Raw genomic sequence first — 22500 nt, 5'->3', positions numbered from 1 at the left:
CCGTGAGGGAAAGGTGAAAAGAACCCCGGGAGGGGAGTGAAATAGAACCTGAAACCGTGTGCCTACAATCTGTCGAAGCACTTTATATGTGTGACGGCGTGCTTTTTGTAGAACGAGCCAGCGAGTTACGGTATGTAGCGAGGTTAAGCACCTAAGGTGTGGAGCCGCAGGGAAACCGAGTCTGAATAGGGCGTTTAGTTGCATGCTGTAGACCCGAAACCGAGTGACCTATCCATGGCCAGGTTGAAGCGGAAGTAAAATTCCGTGGAGGACCGAACCCGTTGGTGTTGAAAAACCATGGGATGAGCTGTGGATAGCGGAGAAATTCCAATCGAACTCGGAGATAGCTGGTTCTCCTCGAAATAGCTTTAGGGCTAGCGTCAGGTAATTGAGTAATGGAGGTAGAGCACTGAATAGGCTAGGGGCCATAGTGGTTACTGAACCTTATCAAACTCCGAATGCCATCTACTTGTATCCTGGCAGTCAGACTGCGAATGATAAGATCCGTGGTCAAAAGGGAAACAGCCCAGATCATCAGCTAAGGTCCCAAAGTGTAAGTTAAGTGGTAAAGGATGTGGGATTTCTAAGACAACTAGGATGTTGGCTCAGAAGCAGCCACTCATTCAAAGAGTGCGTAATAGCTCACTAGTCAAGAGATCCTGCGCCGAAAATGTCCGGGGCTCAAACTTACCACCGAAGCTATGGGCTCGAAAGAGCGGTAGAGGAGCTTCCTATATTGGCTGAAGTCGTACCGTAAGGAGCGGTGGACGATATAGGAGTGAGAATGCTGGCATAAGTAGCGACAAACAGGTGAGAATCCTGTTGGCCGAAAATCTAAGGTTTCCTGAGGAAGGCTCGTCCGCTCAGGGTTAGTCGGGACCTAAGCCGAGGCCGAAAGGCGTAGGTGATGGACAATCGGTTGATATTCCGATACCGCCATTTTCCGTTTGAGAAATGGGGTGACGCAGAAGGATAAGATGTGCGCACTGTTGGATGTGCGTCTAAGCACTTAGAGTGATTGAACAGGCAAATCCGTTCAATCTTAAGCTTGAGGTGTTATGGGGAGCGAAATTTTAGTAGCGAAGTATCTGATTCCACACTGCCAAGAAAAGCCTCTATCGAGGAAGATGGTGCCCGTACCGCAAACCGACACAGGTAGATGAGGAGAGAATCCTAAGGCCAGCGGAAGAATTGTTGTCAAGGAACTCGGCAAATTAACCCCGTAACTTAGGGAGAAGGGGTGCCTGCGAGAGCAGGCCGCAGTGAATAGGCTCAAGCAACTGTTTAGCAAAAACACAGGTCTCTGCTAAAGCGAAAGCTGATGTATAGGGGCTGACGCCTGCCCGGTGCTGGAAGGTTAAGGGGATTGGTTAGCGTAAGCGAAGCCTTGAACTTAAGCCCCAGTAAACGGCGGCCGTAACTATAACGGTCCTAAGGTAGCGAAATTCCTTGTCGGGTAAGTTCCGACCCGCACGAATGGCGTAATGATTTGAGCACTGTCTCGACAACAAATCCGGTGAAATTGTAGTGGGGGTGAAGATGCCCTCTACCCGCGATTGGACGGAAAGACCCCGTAGAGCTTTACTGTAGCTTAGCATTGAATTTCGGTATTGTCTGTACAGGATAGGTGGGAGACTTAGAAATAGGGGCGTCAGCTTCTATGGAGTCGTCCTTGGGATACCACCCTGACAGTATTGAAATTCTAACCGGAGGCCATGTATCTGGTCACGGGACATTGTTAGGTGGGCAGTTTGACTGGGGCGGTCGCCTCCTAAAATGTAACGGAGGCGCCCAAAGGTTCCCTCAGCGCAGTTGGAAATTGCGCGCAGAGTGCAAAGGCATAAGGGAGCTTGACTGCGACACATACAAGTGGAGCAGGGACGAAAGTCGGGCTTAGTGATCCGGTGGTTCCTCGTGGGAGGGCCATCGCTCAACGGATAAAAGCTACCTCGGGGATAACAGGCTGATCTCCCCCAAGAGTCCACATCGACGGGGAGGTTTGGCACCTCGATGTCGGCTCGTCACATCCTGGGGCTGAAGTCGGTCCCAAGGGTTGGGCTGTTCGCCCATTAAAGTGGCACGCGAGCTGGGTTCAGAACGTCGTGAGACAGTTCGGTCCCTTTCCGTCGCGGGCGTAGGAAATTTGAGAGGAGCTGTCCTTAGTACGAGAGGACCGGGATGGACCAACCTCTGGTGCACCAGTTGTCATGCCAATGGCATAGCTGGGTAGCTATGTTGGGACGGGATAAACGCTGAAAGCATCTAAGCGTGAAGCCCACCTCAAGATTAGATTTCCCATAGCGTAAGCTAGTAAGACTCCTGGAAGACTACCAGGTTGATAGGTCAGAGGTGTAAGCGTGGTAACATGTTAAGCTGACTGATACTAATAAGTCGAGGGCTTGACCAAATAATTAACACTGTGCAATTTTGAAAGAACAATAATCTGGTGATTATGGCTCAAAGGTAACACCCCTTCCCATTCCGAACAGGACGGTTAAGCTTTGAAGCGCCGATGGTACTGCAGGGGAAGCCCTGTGGAAGAGTAGGTCGTCGCCAGGTAAGAAGGCTCCTTGGTCAAGCGGTTAAGACACCACCCTTTCACGGTGGTAACAGGGGTTCGATTCCCCTAGGAGTCACCATTTAAAATTTATAAGTGCAGGTGTGGCGGAATTGGCAGACGCACTAGACTTAGGATCTAGCGCCTATGGCGTGGGGGTTCGACTCCCTTCACCTGCACCAATAAAATTACAAATATGCGGGTGTAGCTCAATGGTAGAGCCCCAGCCTTCCAAGCTGGTTACGAGGGTTCGATTCCCTTCACCCGCTCCAGTATGCGTCTTTAGCTCAGTTGGATAGAGCAACGGCCTTCTAAGCCGTGGGCCAGGGGTTCGAATCCCTTAAGACGCACCATATATTGGGGTGTCGCCAAGCGGTAAGGCACAGGACTTTGACTCCTGCATCCGTAGGTTCGAATCCTGCCATCCCAGCCAATAAGAGATTTCATTTTTTATAATTGAAATCTCTTATTTTAAAAGAAAATATTTATATGCGGAAGTGGCTCAGCTGGTAGAGCGCCACCTTGCCAAGGTGGATGTCGCGGGTTCGAGTCCCGTCTTCCGCTCCATATTTAAACTCTAGCTTAAAAAGGCTAGAGTTTTTTATTATTAAGAAAGTTATAAATATATTTTTGAATAATATTTACGATATTACATATTAAATAGAATTAAAGTAATGTATTACTTTTTATAATAGATTAACCATAGGTGTTTACTATTAATACATTAAGTAGTATAATATGTAAATGTAAGAGAAGTATATAATATGGCTCCTTGGTCAAGGGGTTAAGACACCACCCTCTCACGGTGGGAACAGGGGTTCGAATCCCCTAGGAGCTACTTTATAAAATATAATAATATATTGGGATGTTGCCAAGTGGTAAGGCGCGGGACTCTGACTCCCGTAATCGCAGGTTCGAATCCTGCCATCTCAGCCAATAAAAACTCTTCTTAAATAAATTTAAGAAGAGTTTTTATTATATAAGTTAATACTAATTAATGAATGTGGTATTATAATAAGTATACTGTATAATTAAAAAAAGATTTTAGATTTTGGTGAAATAATATACAATAAACAATAAAATAAGCATATTATTGTGGATAATGTGTATAAATATTGTTTATATGTGGATAACTTTTAAAAAAGGATTGGTAAAGTATGATATTTAGTAAAAGAATTATGTCTGCTGAATTTATAGAGAGACCAAATAGATTTCAAGCCTATGTATACATTAATGGAAAAAAAGAAATGGTTCATGTACCTAATACAGGTAGATGCAAAGAGATTCTTCTTCCTGGAACCAAGGTATTATTAAGAGAAGAAAATAATCCAAATAGAAAGACTAGATTTGATCTTATAGCAGGATATAAAGATAAAAAACTCATAAATATAGACTCACAAATTCCTAATAAAGTAGTTGAAGAAGCTTTAAGAGCTAGAAAAATAGATCAATTGAAAAAATATACTAACATAGAGAGAGAAAAGACATTTGGAAATAGTAGGTTTGATTTTAAATTAACAGATAAAAACGATAATAAATATTATTTAGAGGTTAAGGGAGTAACATTTGAGAATGATGGAATAACTATGTTTCCAGATGCACCTACAGAAAGAGGAAAAAAACATTTATTAGAGCTTGTACAAGTTATAAAAGAAGGATATGGTGCTGGAGTTCTTTTTCTAATTCAGATGGATAATGTTAATAAATTCATGCCTTATGATAACATGGATAAAGCATTTTCAGATGCATTAAGACTTGCAGCTCAAAACAATGTGGATATTTTTGCTTATGACTGTAGTGTAGGTAGAAATTTTATAACTATGAAAAATAAAGTACAAGTGGAACTTAGTTAATGTATAATTTTACTTAAGGGGGTAATTTAATGAAATTTAAGTATTGTCCGTTATGTGGGAAGGAACTTGAAGAAAAATATAGTTGGGATGAAGGAGGAGTTCCATATTGTCCTTATGATGATATTATGTATTTTGATACCCCAAAACCTTGTGTAATTGTAGCAGTAATAAAAAATGATGAGATACTTTTACTTAAGCAAAGTTACATATTTAAAAATTCAAAAGTATTAGTATCTGGATATGTTATGAATGGGGAAACTGTTGAACAAACTGTTCATAGAGAAGTGAAAGAGGAAACTGGAATTACTATAGATAATATAAAATATTTAGGAAGTTCATTTTTGAAATCAAAAGAGATAGTTATGCTTACTTTTATGGCTAGATATGTAGAAGGTGAGATTAAAAAGTCCTCAGAAGTTGAATGGGCAGAATGGGGAGAACTTCAAGAGGCATTATGTGAGATGCCAGAGGATGAAATAGGAAAGGCAGTTGTACACAAAGTTTTAAAAAAGCTTGGATATGAGGAAAATAAAGCATAAAGATATGAAGAGGATAATTTATCAAAAGTAATAAGAAGTAATACATAAATTATGATTAATATTTTTGAAAAATTTTGAATTATTTAAAATGATATGATATACTTTTAATAGGAGGTGTAATGATGAGAGTGCAAGTTTTAGTTAATAATATTTTAAATAGACTACCAATCTCAATGTTCGGAATAACAGCTAATTTTGATAGCAATGGGATAAGTGCGTCTAAAATTAAATATGAAGTTAACTAAAGTAAGTAGATCATCCTTACATATACGAACATTTGAATGTTAGTCCTGGGTAAGGGAAATACTTGCTCAGGGTTTTATATTTTAAATTAATAAGGATTATTTTTAATTTGATGTAATTAATAAACTTATTAATTAATAAATAAGTTTATTTGTATTATAATATATGAAATTAAGTATGAATATAAATTTAGGTATAAAGCTGTGGGCAAGTAAGTTTTTGTCACAGCTTTTTGTTTTATTAAAAAAAGTAGAACGTGAGGATGATTTACATACTCACGTTCTATTTTTTTATAAAGGAGGAATATATAATGATTGAGTTAATGATAAATAATGTTGAAAAATATTACGGAGCAGCTAAAATATTAGAAAATGTAAATTTTGAAGTTAAAACAGGAGAAAAGGTAGCTATTGTAGGAAGTAATGGAACAGGGAAAACAACTATATTTAAAATGGTTGTAGGGTTAGAAAGTCATGATAGTGGAGTAATTTCAATAAGGAAAGGATTAACTATAGGATATCTTGATCAGATACCTATTTATCCTGAAAATTTTACAGTATTAGATGTATTAAACAAAGCCTTTGAAGAACAAATTAAAATTGATAAAGAAATGAAAGAACTTGAAATTACAATGAAAAGTATTAAAGGAAAAGAACTAGACATGATTCTTAAAAAATATTGTGAATTACAACAAAAATTAGAGCAATTAGGATATTATGAAATAAATCAAAAGTTAAGTAAAGTATGTGAAGGATTAAAGATTAATGATAAATATAAAAATAGATATTTTAAGGAATTAAGCGGAGGTGAAAAAACAACAGTTGTTTTAGCTAAAATACTACTTGAAAATCCAGATATATTATTATTAGATGAACCAACAAATCATTTAGATATGGAATCAATAGAATGGTTAGAAGAATTTATAAAAAAATATAAGGGTGCTGTAATTATTATTTCTCATGATAGATATTTTTTAGATAAAGTTATAACTAAAATTGTTGAATTAGAAGATATGAAGACAGAAGTTTATTTTGGTAATTATTCTGAGTATGTTAAAGAAAAAGAAAGAAAAAATTTACTACAGTTTGAAGCTTTTAAAGATCAGCAAAAAAAGATAAAAGCTATGGAAAAAACTATTAAAGATTTAAGAGAATGGGGAAAAAGAGCTGATAATACTAAATTTTTTAGACGTGCAGAAAGTATTCAGAAAAGACTTGATAAAATGAATAAGATTGAGAAACCAAAACTTGATAAGGATACAATAAAAGTAAATATTTCAAGCAAAGATAGATCTGGAAATGAAGTTGTAGTAATTAAAGACTTAGAAAAAAGTTTTAATGAAATTAATATTCTAAACAAGATAAATTTACAAGTTAACTATGGTGAAAAGGTAGCTCTTATTGGAAATAATGGAAGTGGAAAGTCCACTATATTCAAAATATTATTAAATGAGTATGCAGCAGATAGTGGAATAGCTAAACTAGGAGCTTCAGTAAAGATTGGTTATTTACCTCAGGTTGTAGAGTTTCCTAATGAAGAGTATACCATTTTACAATATTTTAGAGATAAAATAAATATTTCAGAAGGGGAGGCTAGAGAATTTTTAGCTAAATTTATGTTTTATGGAGAAAGTGTTTTTAAAAAAGTTAAGAATTTATCTGGAGGAGAAAAAAGCAGATTAAAGTTATGCCAGCTTATGTATAATGATATTAATTTTTTACTACTAGATGAACCAACAAATCATTTGGATATAGAATCTAGAGAAGAACTTGAAGAATCACTTAAAAAATTTGAAGGAACTATATTATTTATTTCTCATGATAGATATTTCATTAATACACTTAGTAATAAAATTTTCGAATTAAATAATAAAAAAATAAAAAGTTACTTAGGTAATTATGAATATTATAAACAAAAAAAGCTCAGCAAAAAGAATTAATTGGTTTTGCATCTAGTGAAAATAAAAATCAAAAGAAATTGTCACATAATAAAATTAATTATGAAGAGAAAAAACTACAAGAAAAAAAAGAACGTATTAAAGAAAATAGAATAAAAAAATTAGAAGATAAAATACAACAACTTGAAAAAAATATAAAAAAATTAGATGAAGAAATGAAAATATGTTCTTCTAATTTTGAAAAATTAAATGAATTATACTCAGAAAAAAATAAATTTCAGAAAATCTTAGACTATGTTTTAGAGGAATGGATTGTATTAAGTGAATAGATATTATTTTTTAGTAGATAGTAAGCCTCTAATTGAGATAATGTCTAAAATATTATAATATAGAAGAACCTAGTAGGTGTATAATAGTATTTAAAGAAATGGAGTGGTTATTGTGAAAGTAGTATCTACAAATTGCAAAAAATGTCCTGAATATATGAATAAAAAATGTAATGGAGATGCGGAAAATTGTATGTGTAAAAGATGTCCTAGAAATTTAGCTGAATGTTTAATTACTAAATATTGTAGGGAAACAGAATCTATATTAGCAGGTGATGTTTAAAAATTACTAATTGCTTGTTCATAGGATGAATATGTAAAATGTTATTTTATAATTTTCAATAAACAAAGAGGAACAAGTATAAATATAGTAGAATATAATAACAGTTATGAAAAATTGAGTTAAATAAAAAGGGGGAGATTAGATGACAAGTGAATTTCAAAAAAAACTAGAAGAATTTAAAAGCTATTTGAGTAAAATAGAATATTTAAATAGTGCATCTAGCGTATTATATTGGGATATGAGAACTTATGCTCCTAAAAAAGGAATTCCTTATAGAGGGGAAGTTTTGGGATATTTATCAGGAGAACTTTATAAGCTTGAAACAAGTGATAAAATGAAAGAATATATAAATTACTTTGAAGGTTATTCAGATTTAGATGATATAACTAAATCTATAGTTGAAAATGTGAAAAAAGAATATAATAGAACTAAAAAAATACCAGAAGAGAAATATAAAAAGTATACTGTTTTAACTTCTAAGGCAGAATCAGCATGGCAAGAAGCGAAGGAAAAATGCGATTTTAACATATTTAAACCTTATTTAAAAGAAATTGTAGATTTGAAAAAACAATTTATAGAATATTGGGGTTATGAAGATAATAAATACGATACATTGTTAGATTTTTTTGAACCTGGCATGACAGTAAAAAAATTAGATGTAGTTTTTAAAGAGATGAGAGATGCTATAATAAATATTTTAAATAAAATAGATAAAAGTGAAGTTAAAATTGATAAATCTATACTTACAAAAAATATAGATATTAAAAGACAAGATGAATTTTCTAAGGAAGTTCTTAAAAAAATGGAATATGATTTCGAAGCTGGTAGAGTAGATGAAACAGAACATCCATTTACTATTGAATTCAATAACAAGGATGTAAGAATTACTACACATTATTATGAAAATAATTTTATAAGTGGATTACTAAGTAATGTACATGAAGGAGGACATGCTATTTACGAACAAGATATACCAAATGATTTGAAGGGTACTTTATTAGCGAGTGGTGTATCTATGGGAGTGCATGAATCTCAATCTAGATTTTATGAAAATATAATAGGAAGAAGTAAAGAATTTTGGGAATATTTTTATCCAATTCTTCAAAATAAATTTGTAGAATATAAAGATATAACTTTTGACGAATTCTATAAAGCAATAAATATAGTGGAACCATCACTTGTAAGAACAGAAGCAGATGAACTTACATATGGACTTCACATAATAATAAGATATGAAATAGAAAAAAAGCTTATTAACGGAGAAATAGAAGTTGAAGATTTACCTGAAATTTGGAATAACAAATACAAAGAATATTTGGGAGTAGAACCTAAAGATGATGCTGAAGGTGTACTTCAGGATATACATTGGGCTGGAGGAGACTTTGGATATTTCCCAAGTTATGCATTAGGTAATTTATATGGTGCACAATTTTTAAATAAAATGAAAAGAGATATTGATAATATTGAAGATGAGATTTCTAAAGGTAATTTAAATGTAGTTCATAGTTGGTTAAAAGATAATATTCATAAATATGGTTCCATATATCAACCTATAGAACTTATAAAGAAGGTAACAGGAGAAGAACTTACGGCTAAGTACTTTATTGATTATTTAAATAAGAAATATAAAGAAATATATAAGTTAAAGTAATAATGTAAAATTTAAAGTAAAAATGTAATAGATATAAAAAATCTATGTAAGTATATAAAAATTTATATATACTACATAGATTTTTTTTATTTTGTATTAAATGAAGATAAAGTACAAATAATAGGTTGTAGATGATTTGATTTATATATCATAAAATTATTTAAATATTATGGTAAAAATATTATTAGGAGTGATGCTATGGTTTCGAATGAATTAAAAATGAGGGTTGCTCAAAATTGTTCAGGATATAGATCAAGAAACGTAAGTTTTATGTCTAGTATGACTGAACTAGCAGAAAGCTGTAATAACTGTGCAAATTTTGTAAGAGGAAAATGTGTAAAAAATTTATTTGATGAAGTTAGAGAACAAATAAGAGAAAACTAAAGGAGGAATTTATGATGCAAGGTGGAATGTCTAATCAATATGAACTTATGAATGTTGCTCAAAATTGTTCATCTTTTGAGCCAACAGAACAAGGATTAGTATCTAGCATTGGTAGTAATAAAAGTGTAAGTTGTAAAAAGTGTTCACACTTTAAAAACTATAAATGTGAATTAAATTTATATGATAATATAGCAGCAAGTTTAGATCAAGGTTAAAATTTATATTTTATGTTTTTAGTATTTTGAGAAAGTGCATATATTACAAAAAAGACATTTGAAGAAACTTTAAAGTTTCTTAATTAAGTGAAATGTCTTTTGAGTGATATATGCTTTTGTTTTTATATGGCTAAATTATAAGGATTAAAAGAGAAATATTTTCAAAAAACACTAAATTTTAAGTAAATTAATATAAAAAAGTAAATAAAAATTTTTATAAATATTGAGAAAATTTAAATAAGGTGATACAATGTTTATGGAAAATAAATCTCATTAATGGAAAATTGATGAATTAAAACTGGCATGAGCTAAAATATAGGGGGGATTAGGTATGCATAAAAAATTATTTATACCAGGTCCAGTAGAAGTAAAATCAGATGTATTACAAAAAATGGCCACTCCAATGATAGGTCATAGAACTAAGGAAGCATCAGAACTTCAAAAGAGAATAACAGAAAAGATGAGAAAAGTATTTCATACTAATGAAGAAATACTTCTTTCCACTTCTTCAGGTAGTGGACTAATGGAAGGAGCAATACGTTCTTGTACAGCAAAAAAAGCAGCAGTATTTTCTGTTGGAGCATTTGGTAACAGATGGTATGAAATGGCTAAAGCTAATAATGTACCAGCTGATTTATACGAAGTTGAATGGGGAAATGCAAATACTCCAGAGCTTGTAGATGAAGTTCTATCTACTGGTAAGTATGATTTAATAACAATAACTCATAATGAAACTTCAACAGGAATAATGAATCCTGTTGAAGAAATAGCAAAGGTTATTAAAAAATATCCTGAAGTTGTATGGTGTTTAGATACTGTAAGTTCAATGGGTGGAGCTAAAGTAGAAGTAGACAAATTAGGAGTAGATATTTGTATAACTTCAACACAAAAAGCTATAGGATTACCTCCAGGACTTGCAATTTGTACTTTTTCTAAAAAAGCTATAGAAAGAGCAGAAAAAGTTGAAAATAGAGGTTTTTATTTAGATTTATTAAGATTGCATAAATATATTTTGAAAAAAGATCATCAATATCCATCAACACCATCACTTTCACATATGTTTGCGCTTGACTATCAATTAGACAGAATTATGGAAGAAGGAATTGAAAATAGATACCAAAGACATATCGAAATGGCTAAATATGTAAGAGAATGGGCAAAAAAACATTTTGAGTTATTTGCAGATGAAAGATATCTTTCTAATACGTTGACAACTATTAAAAATACTAAAGGTATAAGTGTTGCAGATTTAAATAAGAAACTTGGCGAAAGAGGATTTGCTATTTCTAATGGTTATGGCAAATTAAAAGAAAAAACATTTAGAATAGCACATATGGCTGACACAACTTTAGAAGAAGTTAAAGAGTTATTACAAAATATAGATGAAATATTAGGATTTTAATTAACGCACAGTTAGTAGTATATTTAATTGTATTTTCATGTTGCTAATAAATGGGGGGATTATTATGTTTAGGATATTAGCTGCAGATGGTTTGGCTAAAGGTGCTGTTGAAAAATTAAAAGAAAAAGGATTTGAAATAGTTGAACAGCATTATGAACCAGAAGTTTTGGGAAAAGAATTAGCCAATTTTGATGTGATTGTTGTAAGGTCTGCTACTAAAGTAAGAAAACCTATAATTGATGAAGCGGTAAAGGCTGGAAGATTGAAACTTATAATAAGAGCTGGTGTTGGAGTAGATAATATTGATGTAGAATATGCAAAACAAAAAGGAATAAAGGTAATGAATACTCCAAAAGCTAGCAGCGCATCTGTTGCAGAACTTACGATTGCTCATATGTTTGCTCTTGCTAGATATGTTAATATATCTAACGTAACAATGAGAGAAGCAAAATGGGAGAAGAAAAAATATAAGGGTATAGAACTTTCAGGAAAAGTACTTGGACTTATTGGTTCAGGAAGAATTGCAAAGGAAGTTGAGAAAAGAGCTAGAGCTCTTGGAATGGATGTAATTTATACAAATAGAAGTGGAAAAAAAGATAATTTTTGTGAATGTGAGTATTGCTGTTTAGAAGATGTATTAAAGAAATCTGATTTTGTATCATTGCATATACCTTATGATAAGGAAAAAGGTGCAGTTATATCAAAAAAAGAAATTGATATGATGAAAGATGGAGCATTTTTAATAAATTGTGCAAGAGGCGGAGTTGTAAATGAACATGATTTATTAGATGCTTTGAATAGCGGAAAACTTGCAGGTGCAGGAATAGATGTTTATGAAGAAGAACCAACTAAGAATACAGATTTAGTTAGCCATCCAAATGTTTCAGTAACACCACATATTGGAGCGTCAACTAAGGAAGCTCAAAAAAGAATAGGCGAAGAAGTATATAATATTGTAGTAGATTTTTTTAATAAGTAATTAAGGGAGGTATTAGTATGCCAATAATAAAACCATTTAAAGCGGTAAGACCAACAGAAAAACTTGCAGATAAGGTTGCTGCCCTCCCATATGATGTAATGAATAGTGAAGAGGCACGAGAATTGGTGAAGGATAATCCTTATTCTTTTCTGCATGTAGATAAAGCAGAAATAGATCTTGATGAAAATATAAATATATATGACAAAAAGGTGTATGAAAGAGCTAGAGAAAATTTATATAGTATGATAGAAAAGAAAACTATGATAGAAGATAACAGACCATACTTATATATTTATAGACAAATAATGAATAATAAAGTTCAAACAGGTATTGTTGGGTGTGCAGCTATTAATGATTATATAAATAATGTTATAAAAAAACATGAACATACAAGAGCGGAAAAAGAGCAAGATAGAATTAACCATGTTGATTATTGTAATGCAAATACAGGACCTATTTTTTTGACATATAAACATAAAGATGAAATAGACAATATAATAAAAGATTGGACACAAAATAATAAACCTGTTTATGATTTTGAAGCTGAAGATGGGATATCACATATTGTTTGGGTAATAGATAATGAAGAGAAAATAAAGAAAATAACTTCATTATTTAAAGAGATAGATTATCTTTATATAGCTGATGGACATCATAGGTGTGCATCTGCTGTTAAGGTTGGATTAAAAAGAAGAGAGCAGAATAAAGATTATAAAGGAAATGAGGAATTTAATTTCTTCCTTGCTGTTATGTTCCCAGACAAAGAGTTATCTGTTATGGATTATAATAGAGTAGTAAAAGATTTAAATGGACTTTCTTCAGATGAATTCATAAATAAAGTTAGAGATAAGTTTGAAATTAGCTCATATGAAGAAGAAGGTCAATTTAGACCATCAAAGAAGCATACTTTTGGAATGTTTTTAGATAATAGATGGTATAAATTAACGGCTAAAGAGGGAATTTTTGATGAAAAAGATCCTGTAGATAGATTAGATGTATCAATACTTCAAAATAATTTATTACATCCAATATTGGGAATTCAAGATCCTAGAAAAGATAATAGGATAGATTTCATTGGGGGAATAAGAGGATTAAAAGAATTAGAAAGAAGAGTAAATAAAGGAATGAAAGTTGCTTTTTCAATGTACCCAACAACAATTGATGATTTAATGGCAATTGCCGATGCGGGAAAAGTAATGCCACCAAAATCAACTTGGTTTGAACCAAAATTAAGAAGTGGATTATTTATTCACAAATTAGATTAATAAATTTTTAATAAGTGTACTGTTAAAGTATGCACGGTACAAAATAGGGTTAATAGGGAAAAAGAGCTGCAACTAAGGTGTGCAGCTCTTTATTAAATTACAATTTTACTACAAGTTTTGTTTTTCCCGTTTTTTTATCGCGAGGAATATTTTTTATAAATCTAATACAATATTTAACGTTTCTCATATTTTTATTTTTTAAAAATACATCTATTTGGTTTCTTATTTCTTGTTCTTGTATTTTTTCATTAATATCAGAGTTTATACATTTTAGTTCAAAATAGGTTTTACCTATTTGTTTAAATTGATATTTTATAATACCTTTTACATTTAAATCATCTAAAAATAAGGGATGTAAGAAATCATTTTCATTGTTTTCATTTATAAACCACATAAGTTCTTCATCTCTTCCTATGATTTTATCTATATGAGTATATGGATATTGTCTAGAATAGTTTTTATTAAATCCTTGTACCACATCTGTTAATTGATATCTTATAAGAGGAAAAGCTTTGTTATATAAAGGTGTTATGATAAGACGATTTTTATCATCCTTTTCTATATAATTTAAGTCATCAAATAAATATAATCCATCATAGTAAGTAGTTCCAGCACCGATACATATTGATTCAGTACAACCATAATAGTCTATAACATCTGATTTGAAAATTTCTTTGTAATAAAAAGCAGTCTCTCGATTTAATGGTTCTCCTCCTGTAATGATTTTTTTTGGTGAAATAGATATTTCACCTTTCTTTACAAGGGAAGCTACTAAATTTAAACAAGATGGATAACCAGATAAGTAACAAGGATTATAATTATTTATTATAGTTTTCCACTCATTTAATGGTGTTTGAGCATTTATAATTACACTTTTACAATGGTATTTTTTCATTCCAAATATAGCAAGAGCGGTACAAGCATAACCACTTCCAACAGGAGCAATGTACAAACTTTTTATGGGAAAATCTTTTAAACTTAAAGAATTATCTCCTCCCACACTTAATCTAGTAAAATTTGCTTCTAAGGCATTTAATGCATGTTCATCGTACAAGAAATTAGTTGGAATACCCGTACTTCCAGAGGTATGAACAATATACCTAGTATCTATTTTAGGTAATAAATCACCACTATTTAGAGCTTTATTTATTTTTTCTTCAGTTATAGGTTTAGTAGCTATTTTATAAAAATTTTTTTTAATTTGACTTTTATTAATTGTAGGTATTTCGTTTATAGGTATATTATCAAGGTCTGTATATTTAATTCCTTTCCACAAATAAAAATTTTTATAAAAAGCACTATTTTTATAAGCATATTTTAAAATACATCTAAATTTTTTTTCGCTGTAGTTTATAATATGTTGTTTAGTCCATTTATTATGTTTATAATATTTTGTTCCATCTTTAATTAATTGAGCTATCATATTAACCACCTACCTATATTAAATAATAATATTTTTGAGAATAATTGATAAATACAAAATATTACAATATATATTATATATTTAATTTAACCATAAAGTTAATTATTAACAATAAAATATGTAAAATTATTATTTGTTAGAATTAAATAAATGAAATATAATTAAGGCATACTTATTATTAGAAATGTTTTATTAACAAATAGGAGTGTTTGATATGGAGAATATTTTTACAAGAACTGAACTTTTGATAGGAAAACAAGGCGTAGAGACTTTAAAAAATAGTAAAGTTATAATATTTGGAGTTGGAGGAGTTGGAAGTTTTGTATGTGAAGCATTAGCTAGAGCTGGAGTTGGAAATTTAATTTTAGTTGATAAAGATATAGTAGATGTTACAAATATAAATAGACAGATAATAGCTCTTCAATCTACAATAGGAAAAATTAAAGTTGAAGTTATGAAAGAGAGAATTTTGGATATAAATCCCCTTTGTAATGTTACTAGTCATAAAGTTTTTTTAAGTAAAGAAAATATAGAGGAATTAATTCCAAAAGATATAGATTATGTTGTAGATGCTATAGATACAGTAACTTCTAAAATTGATTTAGCAGTATGGTGTTGTGAACACAATATTAAAATAATAAGTTCAATGGGAACAGGAAAAAAATTAGATCCAACTAAATTTAAGATAGATAACATATATAATACAAAAGTCTGTCCTTTAGCTAAGGTTATGAGAAAACAATTAAAAATAAGGGGTATTAAGAAATTGAAAGTATTATACTCAGAAGAAATTCCAATTCAACCTAAATTGGAAGAGTGTGGTCTTGAGAATACTGAGGAAAACAGAAGAATGCCTTCAAGTATATCTTTTGTACCTTCTTGTGCAGGACTTATTATTGGAGGAGAAGTAATAAAAGATATAATAAAAAATGAATATTAATGTATAATAAAAAATCCATTAAGGTTATTTTTAGAACATATATTGTATATAACTTTTTCATGTGTTATAATCAGTGTGTAGTAAATATTACAAATTTTGAAAATTAAATATGAACGTTACTAGGGGAGCTTACTAAAGTAAGCTGAGAATGAGATGTTTTCTCTAACCCTCATAACCTGATTTAGATAGTTCTAACGTAGGGAAGTAGATTTTGTTGTGAGTTGTTAATATTAACACGCGGTCTCTATGATTGTGTGTTTTTTATTTATTATACATTAAGGATTATGAGGGAAGCAAAATATGCTTCCCTTTTGTTGTATTTATAACATTTTGAATATTATTAAAATTATAAGGAGATGTAAAATATGAATTATACAACACAAATGGATGCTGCTAAGAAAGGAATTATTACAAGAGAAATAGAAAAGGTAGCACAAAAAGAAAATATGGATCCAGAAATATTGAGAACACTTATAGCAGAAGGAAAAGTAGTAATACCTGCTAATAAAAATCATAAAGCTTTAGATCCAGAAGGAGTAGGAAAAGGAATAAAAACTAAAATAAATGTAAATTTAGGTATTTCAAAAGATTGTTGTAATATAGATAAAGAATTAGAAAAAGTTAAAAAAGCTATAGAAATGAAAGCAGAAGCTATAATGGATTTAAGTTGTTTTGGAAAAACAGAAGAATTTAGACAAAAATTAATAAATATGTCTTCTGCTATGATAGGTACAGTGCCTATGTATGATGCTGTTGGATTTTATGATAAAGAATTAAAAGATTTATCAGTTGAAGAATTATTAAAAGTTATAGAAAAACATGCGCAAGATGGTGTAGATTTTATGACTATTCATGCAGGTATAACAAGAGAAACAGCTGCTGTATTTAAAAGAAATAAAAGACGTATGAATATTGTTTCAAGAGGTGGGTCTTTAATATATGCATGGATGGAATTAAATGGGAAAGAAAATCCGTTTTATGAATACTTTGATAAAATACTAGATATATGTGAAAAATATGATGTAACAATAAGTTTAGGAGATGCTTGTCGTCCAGGATGTATTGATGATTCTACAGATGCATGTCAAATTAAAGAATTAATGACATTAGGTGAGTTAACTAAAAGAGCATGGGCAAGAAATGTACAAGTTATAATAGAAGGACCAGGACATATGGCATTAAATGAAATAGAAACAAATATGATGCTTGAAAAGAGGCTTTGCCATGATGCACCATTTTATGTTTTAGGACCTATAGTTACAGATATAGCTCCAGGATATGATCATATTACAGGAGCTATAGGAGGAGCTGTTGCAGCGGCTTCAGGAGCAGACTTTTTATGTTATTTAACACCAGCAGAACATTTAAGATTACCAAATTTAGAGGATATGAAAGAAGGAATTATAGCAACAAAGATTGCTGCACATGTTGCAGATATTGCAAAAGGAATTAAAGGATCTAGAGAATGGGACAACAAGATGGGTCAAGCAAGACAAGAATTAGACTGGGATAAAATGTTTGAATTAGCAATAGATCCAGAAAAGGCTAAAAAATATAGAGAAGAATCATTACCTCAGCATAAAGATAGTTGTACTATGTGTGGAAAAATGTGTGCTGTAAGAAATATGAATAAAGTTATTAAAGGAAAAAATATAAATATATTAAGAGAAGAAGATTAATTAACATAGGTACTAGTGTCAATATATTGATACTAGTACTTAATTTTATCAGCTATTACTATAAGGAACATAAAGGAGAAAATAATATGAAAAATAGATGTAAAATAGAATGTAATTCAAAAATAGTTGATGATAAATTAAAAGAAGAATGTGGAGTTTTTGGAATATTTTCAAGAGAAGAATTAGATGTGTCTACAATAACTTATTATGGACTTTATGCGCTTCAACATAGAGGCCAAGAAAGTGCAGGTATATCATATACAGATGGAGAAAAAGTTTATTGTCATAAATCTATGGGATTAGTATCAGAGATTTTTAATGAAGACAATCTAAGTAATATGAAAGGTAAAATAGCAATAGGGCATGTAAGATATTCAACTACAGGAGAAAGTAATATTTTAAATGCTCAACCTCTAACAGGACATTTTAAGCTAGGATATTTAGCATTAGCGCACAATGGTAATATAATTAATTCATATAACTTACAAAAAAATTTAAAAAAAGATGGATATATTTTTCAGAGTAATACTGATTCAGAAGTTATTTTAAATTTGGTAGGAAAATATAAAGATGAAAGTATAGAAAACTCAATTATTAAAGCAAGTAAATTACTTAAAGGATCATATTGTATAGTGTTTTTAACTAAAGATAAACTTATAGGGGTAAGAGATTCCTTTGGAATAAGGCCACTTTGTATAGGTAAAATAAGAAATAACTATATTATATGTTCCGAAAGTTGTGCACTTGATGCAGTAGGGGCAAAATTTATACGGGATATAAAACCAGGGGAAATAGTAAGCATAGATAAAAAAGGTATTAAATCTAATTATATAAATAAAAATTGTAGTTGTTGTATTTGTTCTTTTGAATATGTATATTTTGCGAGAGAAGATAGTATTATAGATGACATAGAGGTGTATTCTTCTAGAATTGAAATGGGAAAACAGCTTTACAAGCAAAATCCTATAGATGCAGATATAGTTGTAGGAGTACCAGATTCAGCAATTCCAGCTGCATTAGGATATTCAAGAGCTTCAAAAATTCCTTTTGAAAGGGCATTTGTTAAGAACAAATATATTGGAAGAACATTTATAAAATGTTCTCAGAAAATGAGAGAAAAGTCAGTACATATAAAATTAAATGTTATAAAATCAAAAATAAAGAATAAAAGAGTTGTTATAGTAGATGATTCAATTGTTAGAGGAACTACTAGTAAACAATTAGTACAAATTTTAAGAAGTGCAGGTGCTAAAGAAATTCATTTTAGAGTAGCATCACCCATTATAAAACATTGTTGTTATTATGGAATTGATACAAAGAGAAAAGAAGAACTTTTAGGATCTTATATGGAAAAAGAAGATATAAGAAAATATATTGGGGCTGATAGTTTAGAATATTTAAGTGTAGAAGGACTTAAAAAAGTATTGTGTAAAAATAAAGGAATTTGTGTAGGATGTTTTAATGGAAGATACCCAGAATACATTAGGTAAAAAAATATGGTCAATGGTATATCCAGTGACCAATAATTAAAAAATATTTTTAATTAAAGTTAATTTCTATTTTATATTTTTGAGTATTAGTTTTTTTCATAATGTTTTCTAAAAAATCTATTACAGATTTTTTAGAAGCATCAGCTGCTTTGTTATATATATCTAAGGTTTTTATTTTACTTAACATTTTTATTTTAGCTTCACTTAGTATAGTTTCATATTCAGAAGGTTCTAATTTGATTTCTCCAAAACGCAAAAGGCCATTTTCTACTGTTTCATATTCTGTTTTCTTTTCAGCTATTGTTATGTTTTTTACGTATGGCTTTGAAATATTGATAGAAAGTTTTTTTTGAACATTGTCTATAGATATATCTTTTGCTGTTATTTTAGATAAGTCTAAACAATACACTCCTGTTCCATAAAAATGAATATTTTGGATCTTTTTAAAGATTTTTAAATCTCCCCAACTATTGTCTATAGTGATATTTTCTTTTAGTTTAGTTTCTAGTGTTATTAATTCATTTTTTCCTTTCATTGAATTTATGACAGCATCTCTTGTTAAGATTTTTTTTGAACTATTTGTATTAGGAACAATCCAAGTTTTATTTTGTTTCTTAGGTGCTTTAAAAATTTTATAACCCATATAAATACCAAATCCTAAAGATATAAATATAAGTATAATAATTAATTTCATTTTAAAGTCAGATTTATTTCTCAAAAACATCCCCCCTTGTTACTTCTAATTGGTATTTTATAAGTATATTAATTACGATTTTAAATCTAAAAAGTCTATAAATCAATATAAATTATACAAAATGTTGTTTAATAAAATCTTAACTTAATATAAAATTAAGATATTGTATTGTGATATAATAAATCGAGGGAGGAAAATTATGAAAAATATTCGTAATTTAACAATAGTCATATTTATATTTTTACTAATGATTATGAATGCAGTTGTTGAAAATATGAGAGGTGTTCTTGTACCAATTTTTAAAACAGAATTTTTTGTAAAGGATACAAGTATAGGTTTTATGTTTTTAATAGGTTCATTAGGATATATGATAGCAACATTTTTAGGAGGATTATTAAGCGAAAAGGTAGGTCAGAAAAAAGTTTTACTTTTAGGTATTATAGTTATGATAGGTTCATTATTATTGTTATCTAAAACAAATACTTTTCCCATTTTAATCATATGTATGTTTTTTATAAATGTTGGTCTTGGAATGACAAGTATTGCAATTAACACATTGATACCTGTATTATTATTTAGTTTCCAAGCAGTGCTTATGAATTTAACACATTTTTGTTATGGATTTGGTGCAAGTATAGGACCTAAATTAACAGGAAATTTAGTAGATAAAGGTATGGACTGGAGAAATATATATTTATCAGCTTCTTTTGGATTTATATTGTTATTTATTATTTTTATTTTTATTAAGATGCCTAATTTAAATAAAAAAAAGGAACTACATAAAAAAATAAATTTTAATACCGATAAGAAATTGATATTTTTTTACATAATGGCTTTAGGATTTTATATTTCTGCAGAAGTAGGAACAGGAAGTTGGTTTGTTAATTATATTAAAAATGCTTACAATTATAATGAGGCAAAAAGTGCTACTTATTTGTCATTCTTTTTTGGTGCACTAACAATAGGAAGGTTTTTAGGTGGTTTAGTAGTAGAAAAATTCGGATATATTAATACAGTGCTTAAATCGTTAATAATAGCATTTGTTTTATACACATTGGGATTATTAATGGGAGAAAAGGGTTTATTTTTAATATCTAGTTCAGGACTATTTTTTGCAATTACTTTTCCTACAATTGTACTTACGGTTAGTAAAGTGTTTAAAGAAAGAATTTCATTTATAACAGGAATTATAGTAACTTCAGGGTGTGCAATAAATATGGTAATGAATTTTGTAATGGGAAAATTAAATGATGAAATAGGATATGGTTTAGCTTTTTATCAAATTCCTATATGCTTACTTATATCTATAATATTTACTATGATTATATATATGAAAACCAAGCACAAATTGGTGAGTAGGAGTGAATAATGTGGTACAAAATAGCAGCGTGTTTTTAGAATTAGTAAAAGGCAGTGAAAGAGAGTACATAATAAAAGATAAAATAGGAATAACTATTGGACGAGTTTTTATAATTCAATTGGAAAAAGAAGATAAATATTGTTTATTTAAAATAAATTTTTATAGATACGGAGAAGAAAGCTATATAAAATTAAAAGATACTCTAAAGCTAATGATGATATCATTATTTAGAAATATGGACATGTATAAAATAAATGTTATTGTGGATGAAGATATAAATTTAAATGCACTTATAGATTTAGGGTTTAAGTTAGAAGGAATATTAGAAGAAAGTGTTCAAAAAGACAGTTTACGTAAATCTAAGTTGGTTTTTGGAATAAATAAAGAAAACTTTGAGAATAACATAAGACAAATTCCCTTGAAGTTGAAAGGTAAAAATATAGAGTTGAAAATTTTAAATCCGGAAGATGCAAAGGATATTTTAGATTATTGTATAAGAAATAAAACTCATTTAATGTCATTTGAACCTACAAGAGATGAAAGTTATTATACAATACAAATACAAAGACAAAATTTAATTGAAAGTTATAAAAATTATTTAAATGGGAATGAAGTTAATTTTGGTATATATAAGAATAATAAATTTATAGGTAAAATAAGATTGTCTAACGTTGTTTATGGAGTATTCAAAAGTGCATTTGTTGGGTATTCCATAGATGAAAAAGAACAAGGAAAAGGATATATGAAAGAAGCTTTAAATTTAGTATTAGATTATTGTTTTAATGAAATGAATTTACATAGAATTGAAGCTTCTACTTTAGTAAATAATAAAAGGTCTCAAGGTGTATTAAGGAGATGTGGATTTAAAGAATTAGGATTAAATGAAAAATACTTATTCATAAATGGAAAGTGGAGAGATCATATTAGTTTTTATAAAACTGCAGATTAAGATATGTTAAAATTAAATGTAATGTAGTTTTAATTATACTCAGAACTTAGATTTAATACAATAAAAGCACTGTAAATCACTAGTGAGTTTTAATTGTGATTTACAGTGTTTATTTTTTAGTATTTTATATTTCTACAAAATGATTTATACAAATTAAAATAATTAATTTAGATAAAGAATTAGGGCTTATGTAATTATAAAAGTTATAAAATCCATAAATAATAATAAAATTTAACTATACTTATCCAGGCGTGTCAGTATAAGAATATGCTAAAAAATACGTATATATCAGAGGAAAGATAGTATAATTTTATTTTATAGGCTATATTTAGTTTTGAAAATAAAAGTAATATGATAAGATATATTACGTT

General features: G+C 29.7%; 19 protein-coding genes, 8 tRNA genes, 2 rRNA genes and 1 riboswitch (1 of these 30 cut by a window edge). Of the genes, 27 read left to right on the top strand and 2 right to left on the bottom strand.

All coding sequences use genetic code 11. From position 1 onward, the window contains the following. From ACFIJ5_RS00160 to ACFIJ5_RS00055, 22 genes are all read left to right on the top strand, one after another. Window positions 1-2407: ribosomal RNA gene (locus ACFIJ5_RS00160) — 23S ribosomal RNA — on the top strand; it begins 492 nt to the left of the window's first position. A gap of 35 nt (window positions 2408-2442) precedes the next feature. After that, a 5S ribosomal RNA gene (gene rrf, locus ACFIJ5_RS00155) occupies window positions 2443-2559 on the top strand. Between the two features lie 5 nt (window positions 2560-2564). Then, a tRNA-Glu gene (locus tag ACFIJ5_RS00150) sits at window positions 2565-2639 on the top strand. A gap of 16 nt (window positions 2640-2655) precedes the next feature. Next, window positions 2656-2739, top strand: a tRNA-Leu gene (locus ACFIJ5_RS00145). Window positions 2740-2755: 16 nt separating this feature from the next. Next, window positions 2756-2829, top strand: a tRNA-Gly gene (locus ACFIJ5_RS00140). A gap of 4 nt (window positions 2830-2833) precedes the next feature. Continuing rightward, a tRNA-Arg gene (locus tag ACFIJ5_RS00135) sits at window positions 2834-2910 on the top strand. 5 nt (window positions 2911-2915) lie between these two features. Further along, window positions 2916-2990 (top strand) — tRNA-Gln (locus tag ACFIJ5_RS00130). A 58-nt stretch (window positions 2991-3048) separates the two neighbouring features. Then, window positions 3049-3124 (top strand) — tRNA-Gly (locus ACFIJ5_RS00125). Window positions 3125-3323: 199 nt separating this feature from the next. Next, window positions 3324-3395 (top strand) — tRNA-Glu (locus tag ACFIJ5_RS00120). A 23-nt stretch (window positions 3396-3418) separates the two neighbouring features. Next, window positions 3419-3493, top strand: a tRNA-Gln gene (locus ACFIJ5_RS00115). Window positions 3494-3714: 221 nt separating this feature from the next. Next, a complete protein-coding gene (gene sfsA, locus ACFIJ5_RS00110) occupies window positions 3715-4410 on the top strand; it encodes a DNA/RNA nuclease SfsA (RefSeq protein WP_379802616.1) in 696 nt (231 codons plus the stop codon). 29 nt (window positions 4411-4439) lie between these two features. Next, window positions 4440-4949, top strand: coding sequence for an NAD(+) diphosphatase (locus ACFIJ5_RS00105; RefSeq protein ID WP_379802615.1), 510 nt, complete (start codon window positions 4440-4442; stop codon window positions 4947-4949). Between the two features lie 122 nt (window positions 4950-5071). Then, window positions 5072-5194, top strand: coding sequence for a hypothetical protein (locus tag ACFIJ5_RS00100; RefSeq protein WP_379802614.1), 123 nt, complete (start codon window positions 5072-5074; stop codon window positions 5192-5194). A 308-nt stretch (window positions 5195-5502) separates the two neighbouring features. Then, window positions 5503-7131, top strand: coding sequence for a ribosomal protection-like ABC-F family protein (gene abc-f, locus ACFIJ5_RS00095; RefSeq protein ID WP_379802613.1), 1629 nt, complete (start codon window positions 5503-5505; stop codon window positions 7129-7131). Between the two features lie 38 nt (window positions 7132-7169). Continuing rightward, on the top strand, window positions 7170-7418 hold the full coding sequence (locus tag ACFIJ5_RS00090; RefSeq protein ID WP_379802612.1) for an ABC transporter C-terminal domain-containing protein: 249 nt from the start codon (window positions 7170-7172) through the stop codon (window positions 7416-7418). Window positions 7419-7530: 112 nt separating this feature from the next. Continuing rightward, a complete protein-coding gene (locus ACFIJ5_RS00085; protein ID WP_379802610.1) occupies window positions 7531-7698 on the top strand; it encodes a hypothetical protein in 168 nt (55 codons plus the stop codon). Window positions 7699-7840: 142 nt separating this feature from the next. Then, window positions 7841-9349 carry a carboxypeptidase M32 gene (locus tag ACFIJ5_RS00080; protein WP_379802609.1) on the top strand — a complete coding sequence of 503 codons (1509 nt, stop codon included), beginning with the start codon at window positions 7841-7843 and terminating at the stop codon, window positions 9347-9349. Window positions 9350-9547: 198 nt separating this feature from the next. Next, on the top strand, window positions 9548-9733 hold the full coding sequence (locus tag ACFIJ5_RS00075; RefSeq protein ID WP_379802607.1) for a hypothetical protein: 186 nt from the start codon (window positions 9548-9550) through the stop codon (window positions 9731-9733). 11 nt (window positions 9734-9744) lie between these two features. Further along, the gene (locus ACFIJ5_RS00070; protein ID WP_379802606.1) at window positions 9745-9948 is read left to right on the top strand and encodes a hypothetical protein; all 204 of its coding nucleotides are present in this window, start codon (window positions 9745-9747) and stop codon (window positions 9946-9948) included. A 331-nt stretch (window positions 9949-10279) separates the two neighbouring features. Beyond that, window positions 10280-11350: a pyridoxal-phosphate-dependent aminotransferase family protein gene (locus ACFIJ5_RS00065; RefSeq protein ID WP_379802605.1), complete on the top strand. Its 1071-nt coding sequence runs from the start codon at window positions 10280-10282 to the stop codon at window positions 11348-11350. Window positions 11351-11414: 64 nt separating this feature from the next. Beyond that, window positions 11415-12329: a D-2-hydroxyacid dehydrogenase gene (locus ACFIJ5_RS00060; RefSeq protein ID WP_379802604.1), complete on the top strand. Its 915-nt coding sequence runs from the start codon at window positions 11415-11417 to the stop codon at window positions 12327-12329. 17 nt (window positions 12330-12346) lie between these two features. Continuing rightward, complete coding sequence (locus ACFIJ5_RS00055; protein ID WP_379802602.1) at window positions 12347-13594, top strand: DUF1015 domain-containing protein; 1248 nt, start codon at window positions 12347-12349, stop codon at window positions 13592-13594. A 97-nt stretch (window positions 13595-13691) separates the two neighbouring features. On the opposite strand, the gene ACFIJ5_RS00050 is transcribed toward ACFIJ5_RS00055, so the two are convergent. Continuing rightward, entirely contained in the window at window positions 13692-15017 is a 1326-nt protein-coding gene (locus ACFIJ5_RS00050) for an AMP-binding protein (RefSeq protein ID WP_379802601.1), read from the bottom strand. A 214-nt stretch (window positions 15018-15231) separates the two neighbouring features. On the opposite strand from ACFIJ5_RS00050, the gene ACFIJ5_RS00045 reads away from it, so the two are divergent. From ACFIJ5_RS00045 to purF, 3 genes are all read left to right on the top strand, one after another. Further along, window positions 15232-15957: a tRNA threonylcarbamoyladenosine dehydratase gene (locus ACFIJ5_RS00045; RefSeq protein WP_379802600.1), complete on the top strand. Its 726-nt coding sequence runs from the start codon at window positions 15232-15234 to the stop codon at window positions 15955-15957. A gap of 111 nt (window positions 15958-16068) precedes the next feature. After that, window positions 16069-16177, top strand: a riboswitch (TPP riboswitch). A gap of 145 nt (window positions 16178-16322) precedes the next feature. Then, complete coding sequence (gene thiC, locus ACFIJ5_RS00040) at window positions 16323-17636, top strand: phosphomethylpyrimidine synthase ThiC (RefSeq protein WP_379802599.1); 1314 nt, start codon at window positions 16323-16325, stop codon at window positions 17634-17636. 86 nt (window positions 17637-17722) lie between these two features. After that, window positions 17723-19126: an amidophosphoribosyltransferase gene (gene purF, locus ACFIJ5_RS00035; protein ID WP_379802598.1), complete on the top strand. Its 1404-nt coding sequence runs from the start codon at window positions 17723-17725 to the stop codon at window positions 19124-19126. Between the two features lie 49 nt (window positions 19127-19175). Here the strand turns inward: purF and ACFIJ5_RS00030 are convergent, their stop codons facing one another. Next, window positions 19176-19844 carry a DUF4230 domain-containing protein gene (locus ACFIJ5_RS00030; RefSeq protein WP_379802596.1) on the bottom strand — a complete coding sequence of 223 codons (669 nt, stop codon included), beginning with the start codon at window positions 19842-19844 and terminating at the stop codon, window positions 19176-19178. 175 nt (window positions 19845-20019) lie between these two features. On the opposite strand from ACFIJ5_RS00030, the gene ACFIJ5_RS00025 reads away from it, so the two are divergent. Then, window positions 20020-21189 carry an MFS transporter gene (locus tag ACFIJ5_RS00025; protein ID WP_379802595.1) on the top strand — a complete coding sequence of 390 codons (1170 nt, stop codon included), beginning with the start codon at window positions 20020-20022 and terminating at the stop codon, window positions 21187-21189. Between the two features lies 1 nt (window position 21190). Next, window positions 21191-22129: a GNAT family N-acetyltransferase gene (locus ACFIJ5_RS00020; RefSeq protein ID WP_379809471.1), complete on the top strand. Its 939-nt coding sequence runs from the start codon at window positions 21191-21193 to the stop codon at window positions 22127-22129. Window positions 22130-22500: the final 371 nt, after the last annotated feature.

This window comes from Haloimpatiens myeolchijeotgali (genome assembly GCF_042688525.2).
Classification (GTDB): domain Bacteria; phylum Bacillota; class Clostridia; order Clostridiales; family Clostridiaceae; genus Haloimpatiens.
The sequence above is the reverse complement of the archived record's forward strand: the minus strand, read 5'-3'. Positions and strand labels throughout refer to the sequence as shown.

Bases quoted from the DNA above. Each gene is read 5' to 3' on its own strand.
- ACFIJ5_RS00025 (WP_379802595.1), top strand. From the start codon at position 20,020: ATGAAAAATATTCGTAATTTAACAATAGTCATATTTATATTTTTACTA.
- sfsA (WP_379802616.1), top strand. From the start codon at position 3,715: ATGATATTTAGTAAAAGAATTATGTCTGCTGAATTTATAGAGAGACCA.
- ACFIJ5_RS00070 (WP_379802606.1), top strand. From the start codon at position 9,745: ATGATGCAAGGTGGAATGTCTAATCAATATGAACTTATGAATGTTGCT.
- ACFIJ5_RS00100 (WP_379802614.1), top strand. From the start codon at position 5,072: ATGAGAGTGCAAGTTTTAGTTAATAATATTTTAAATAGACTACCAATC.
- ACFIJ5_RS00075 (WP_379802607.1), top strand. From the start codon at position 9,548: ATGGTTTCGAATGAATTAAAAATGAGGGTTGCTCAAAATTGTTCAGGA.
- thiC (WP_379802599.1), top strand. From the start codon at position 16,323: ATGAATTATACAACACAAATGGATGCTGCTAAGAAAGGAATTATTACA.
- ACFIJ5_RS00060 (WP_379802604.1), top strand. From the start codon at position 11,415: ATGTTTAGGATATTAGCTGCAGATGGTTTGGCTAAAGGTGCTGTTGAA.
- ACFIJ5_RS00105 (WP_379802615.1), top strand. From the start codon at position 4,440: ATGAAATTTAAGTATTGTCCGTTATGTGGGAAGGAACTTGAAGAAAAA.
- ACFIJ5_RS00050 (WP_379802601.1), bottom strand. From the start codon at position 15,017: ATGATAGCTCAATTAATTAAAGATGGAACAAAATATTATAAACATAAT.
- ACFIJ5_RS00055 (WP_379802602.1), top strand. From the start codon at position 12,347: ATGCCAATAATAAAACCATTTAAAGCGGTAAGACCAACAGAAAAACTT.
- abc-f (WP_379802613.1), top strand. From the start codon at position 5,503: ATGATTGAGTTAATGATAAATAATGTTGAAAAATATTACGGAGCAGCT.
- ACFIJ5_RS00080 (WP_379802609.1), top strand. From the start codon at position 7,841: ATGACAAGTGAATTTCAAAAAAAACTAGAAGAATTTAAAAGCTATTTG.
- ACFIJ5_RS00045 (WP_379802600.1), top strand. From the start codon at position 15,232: ATGGAGAATATTTTTACAAGAACTGAACTTTTGATAGGAAAACAAGGC.
- ACFIJ5_RS00065 (WP_379802605.1), top strand. From the start codon at position 10,280: ATGCATAAAAAATTATTTATACCAGGTCCAGTAGAAGTAAAATCAGAT.
- purF (WP_379802598.1), top strand. From the start codon at position 17,723: ATGAAAAATAGATGTAAAATAGAATGTAATTCAAAAATAGTTGATGAT.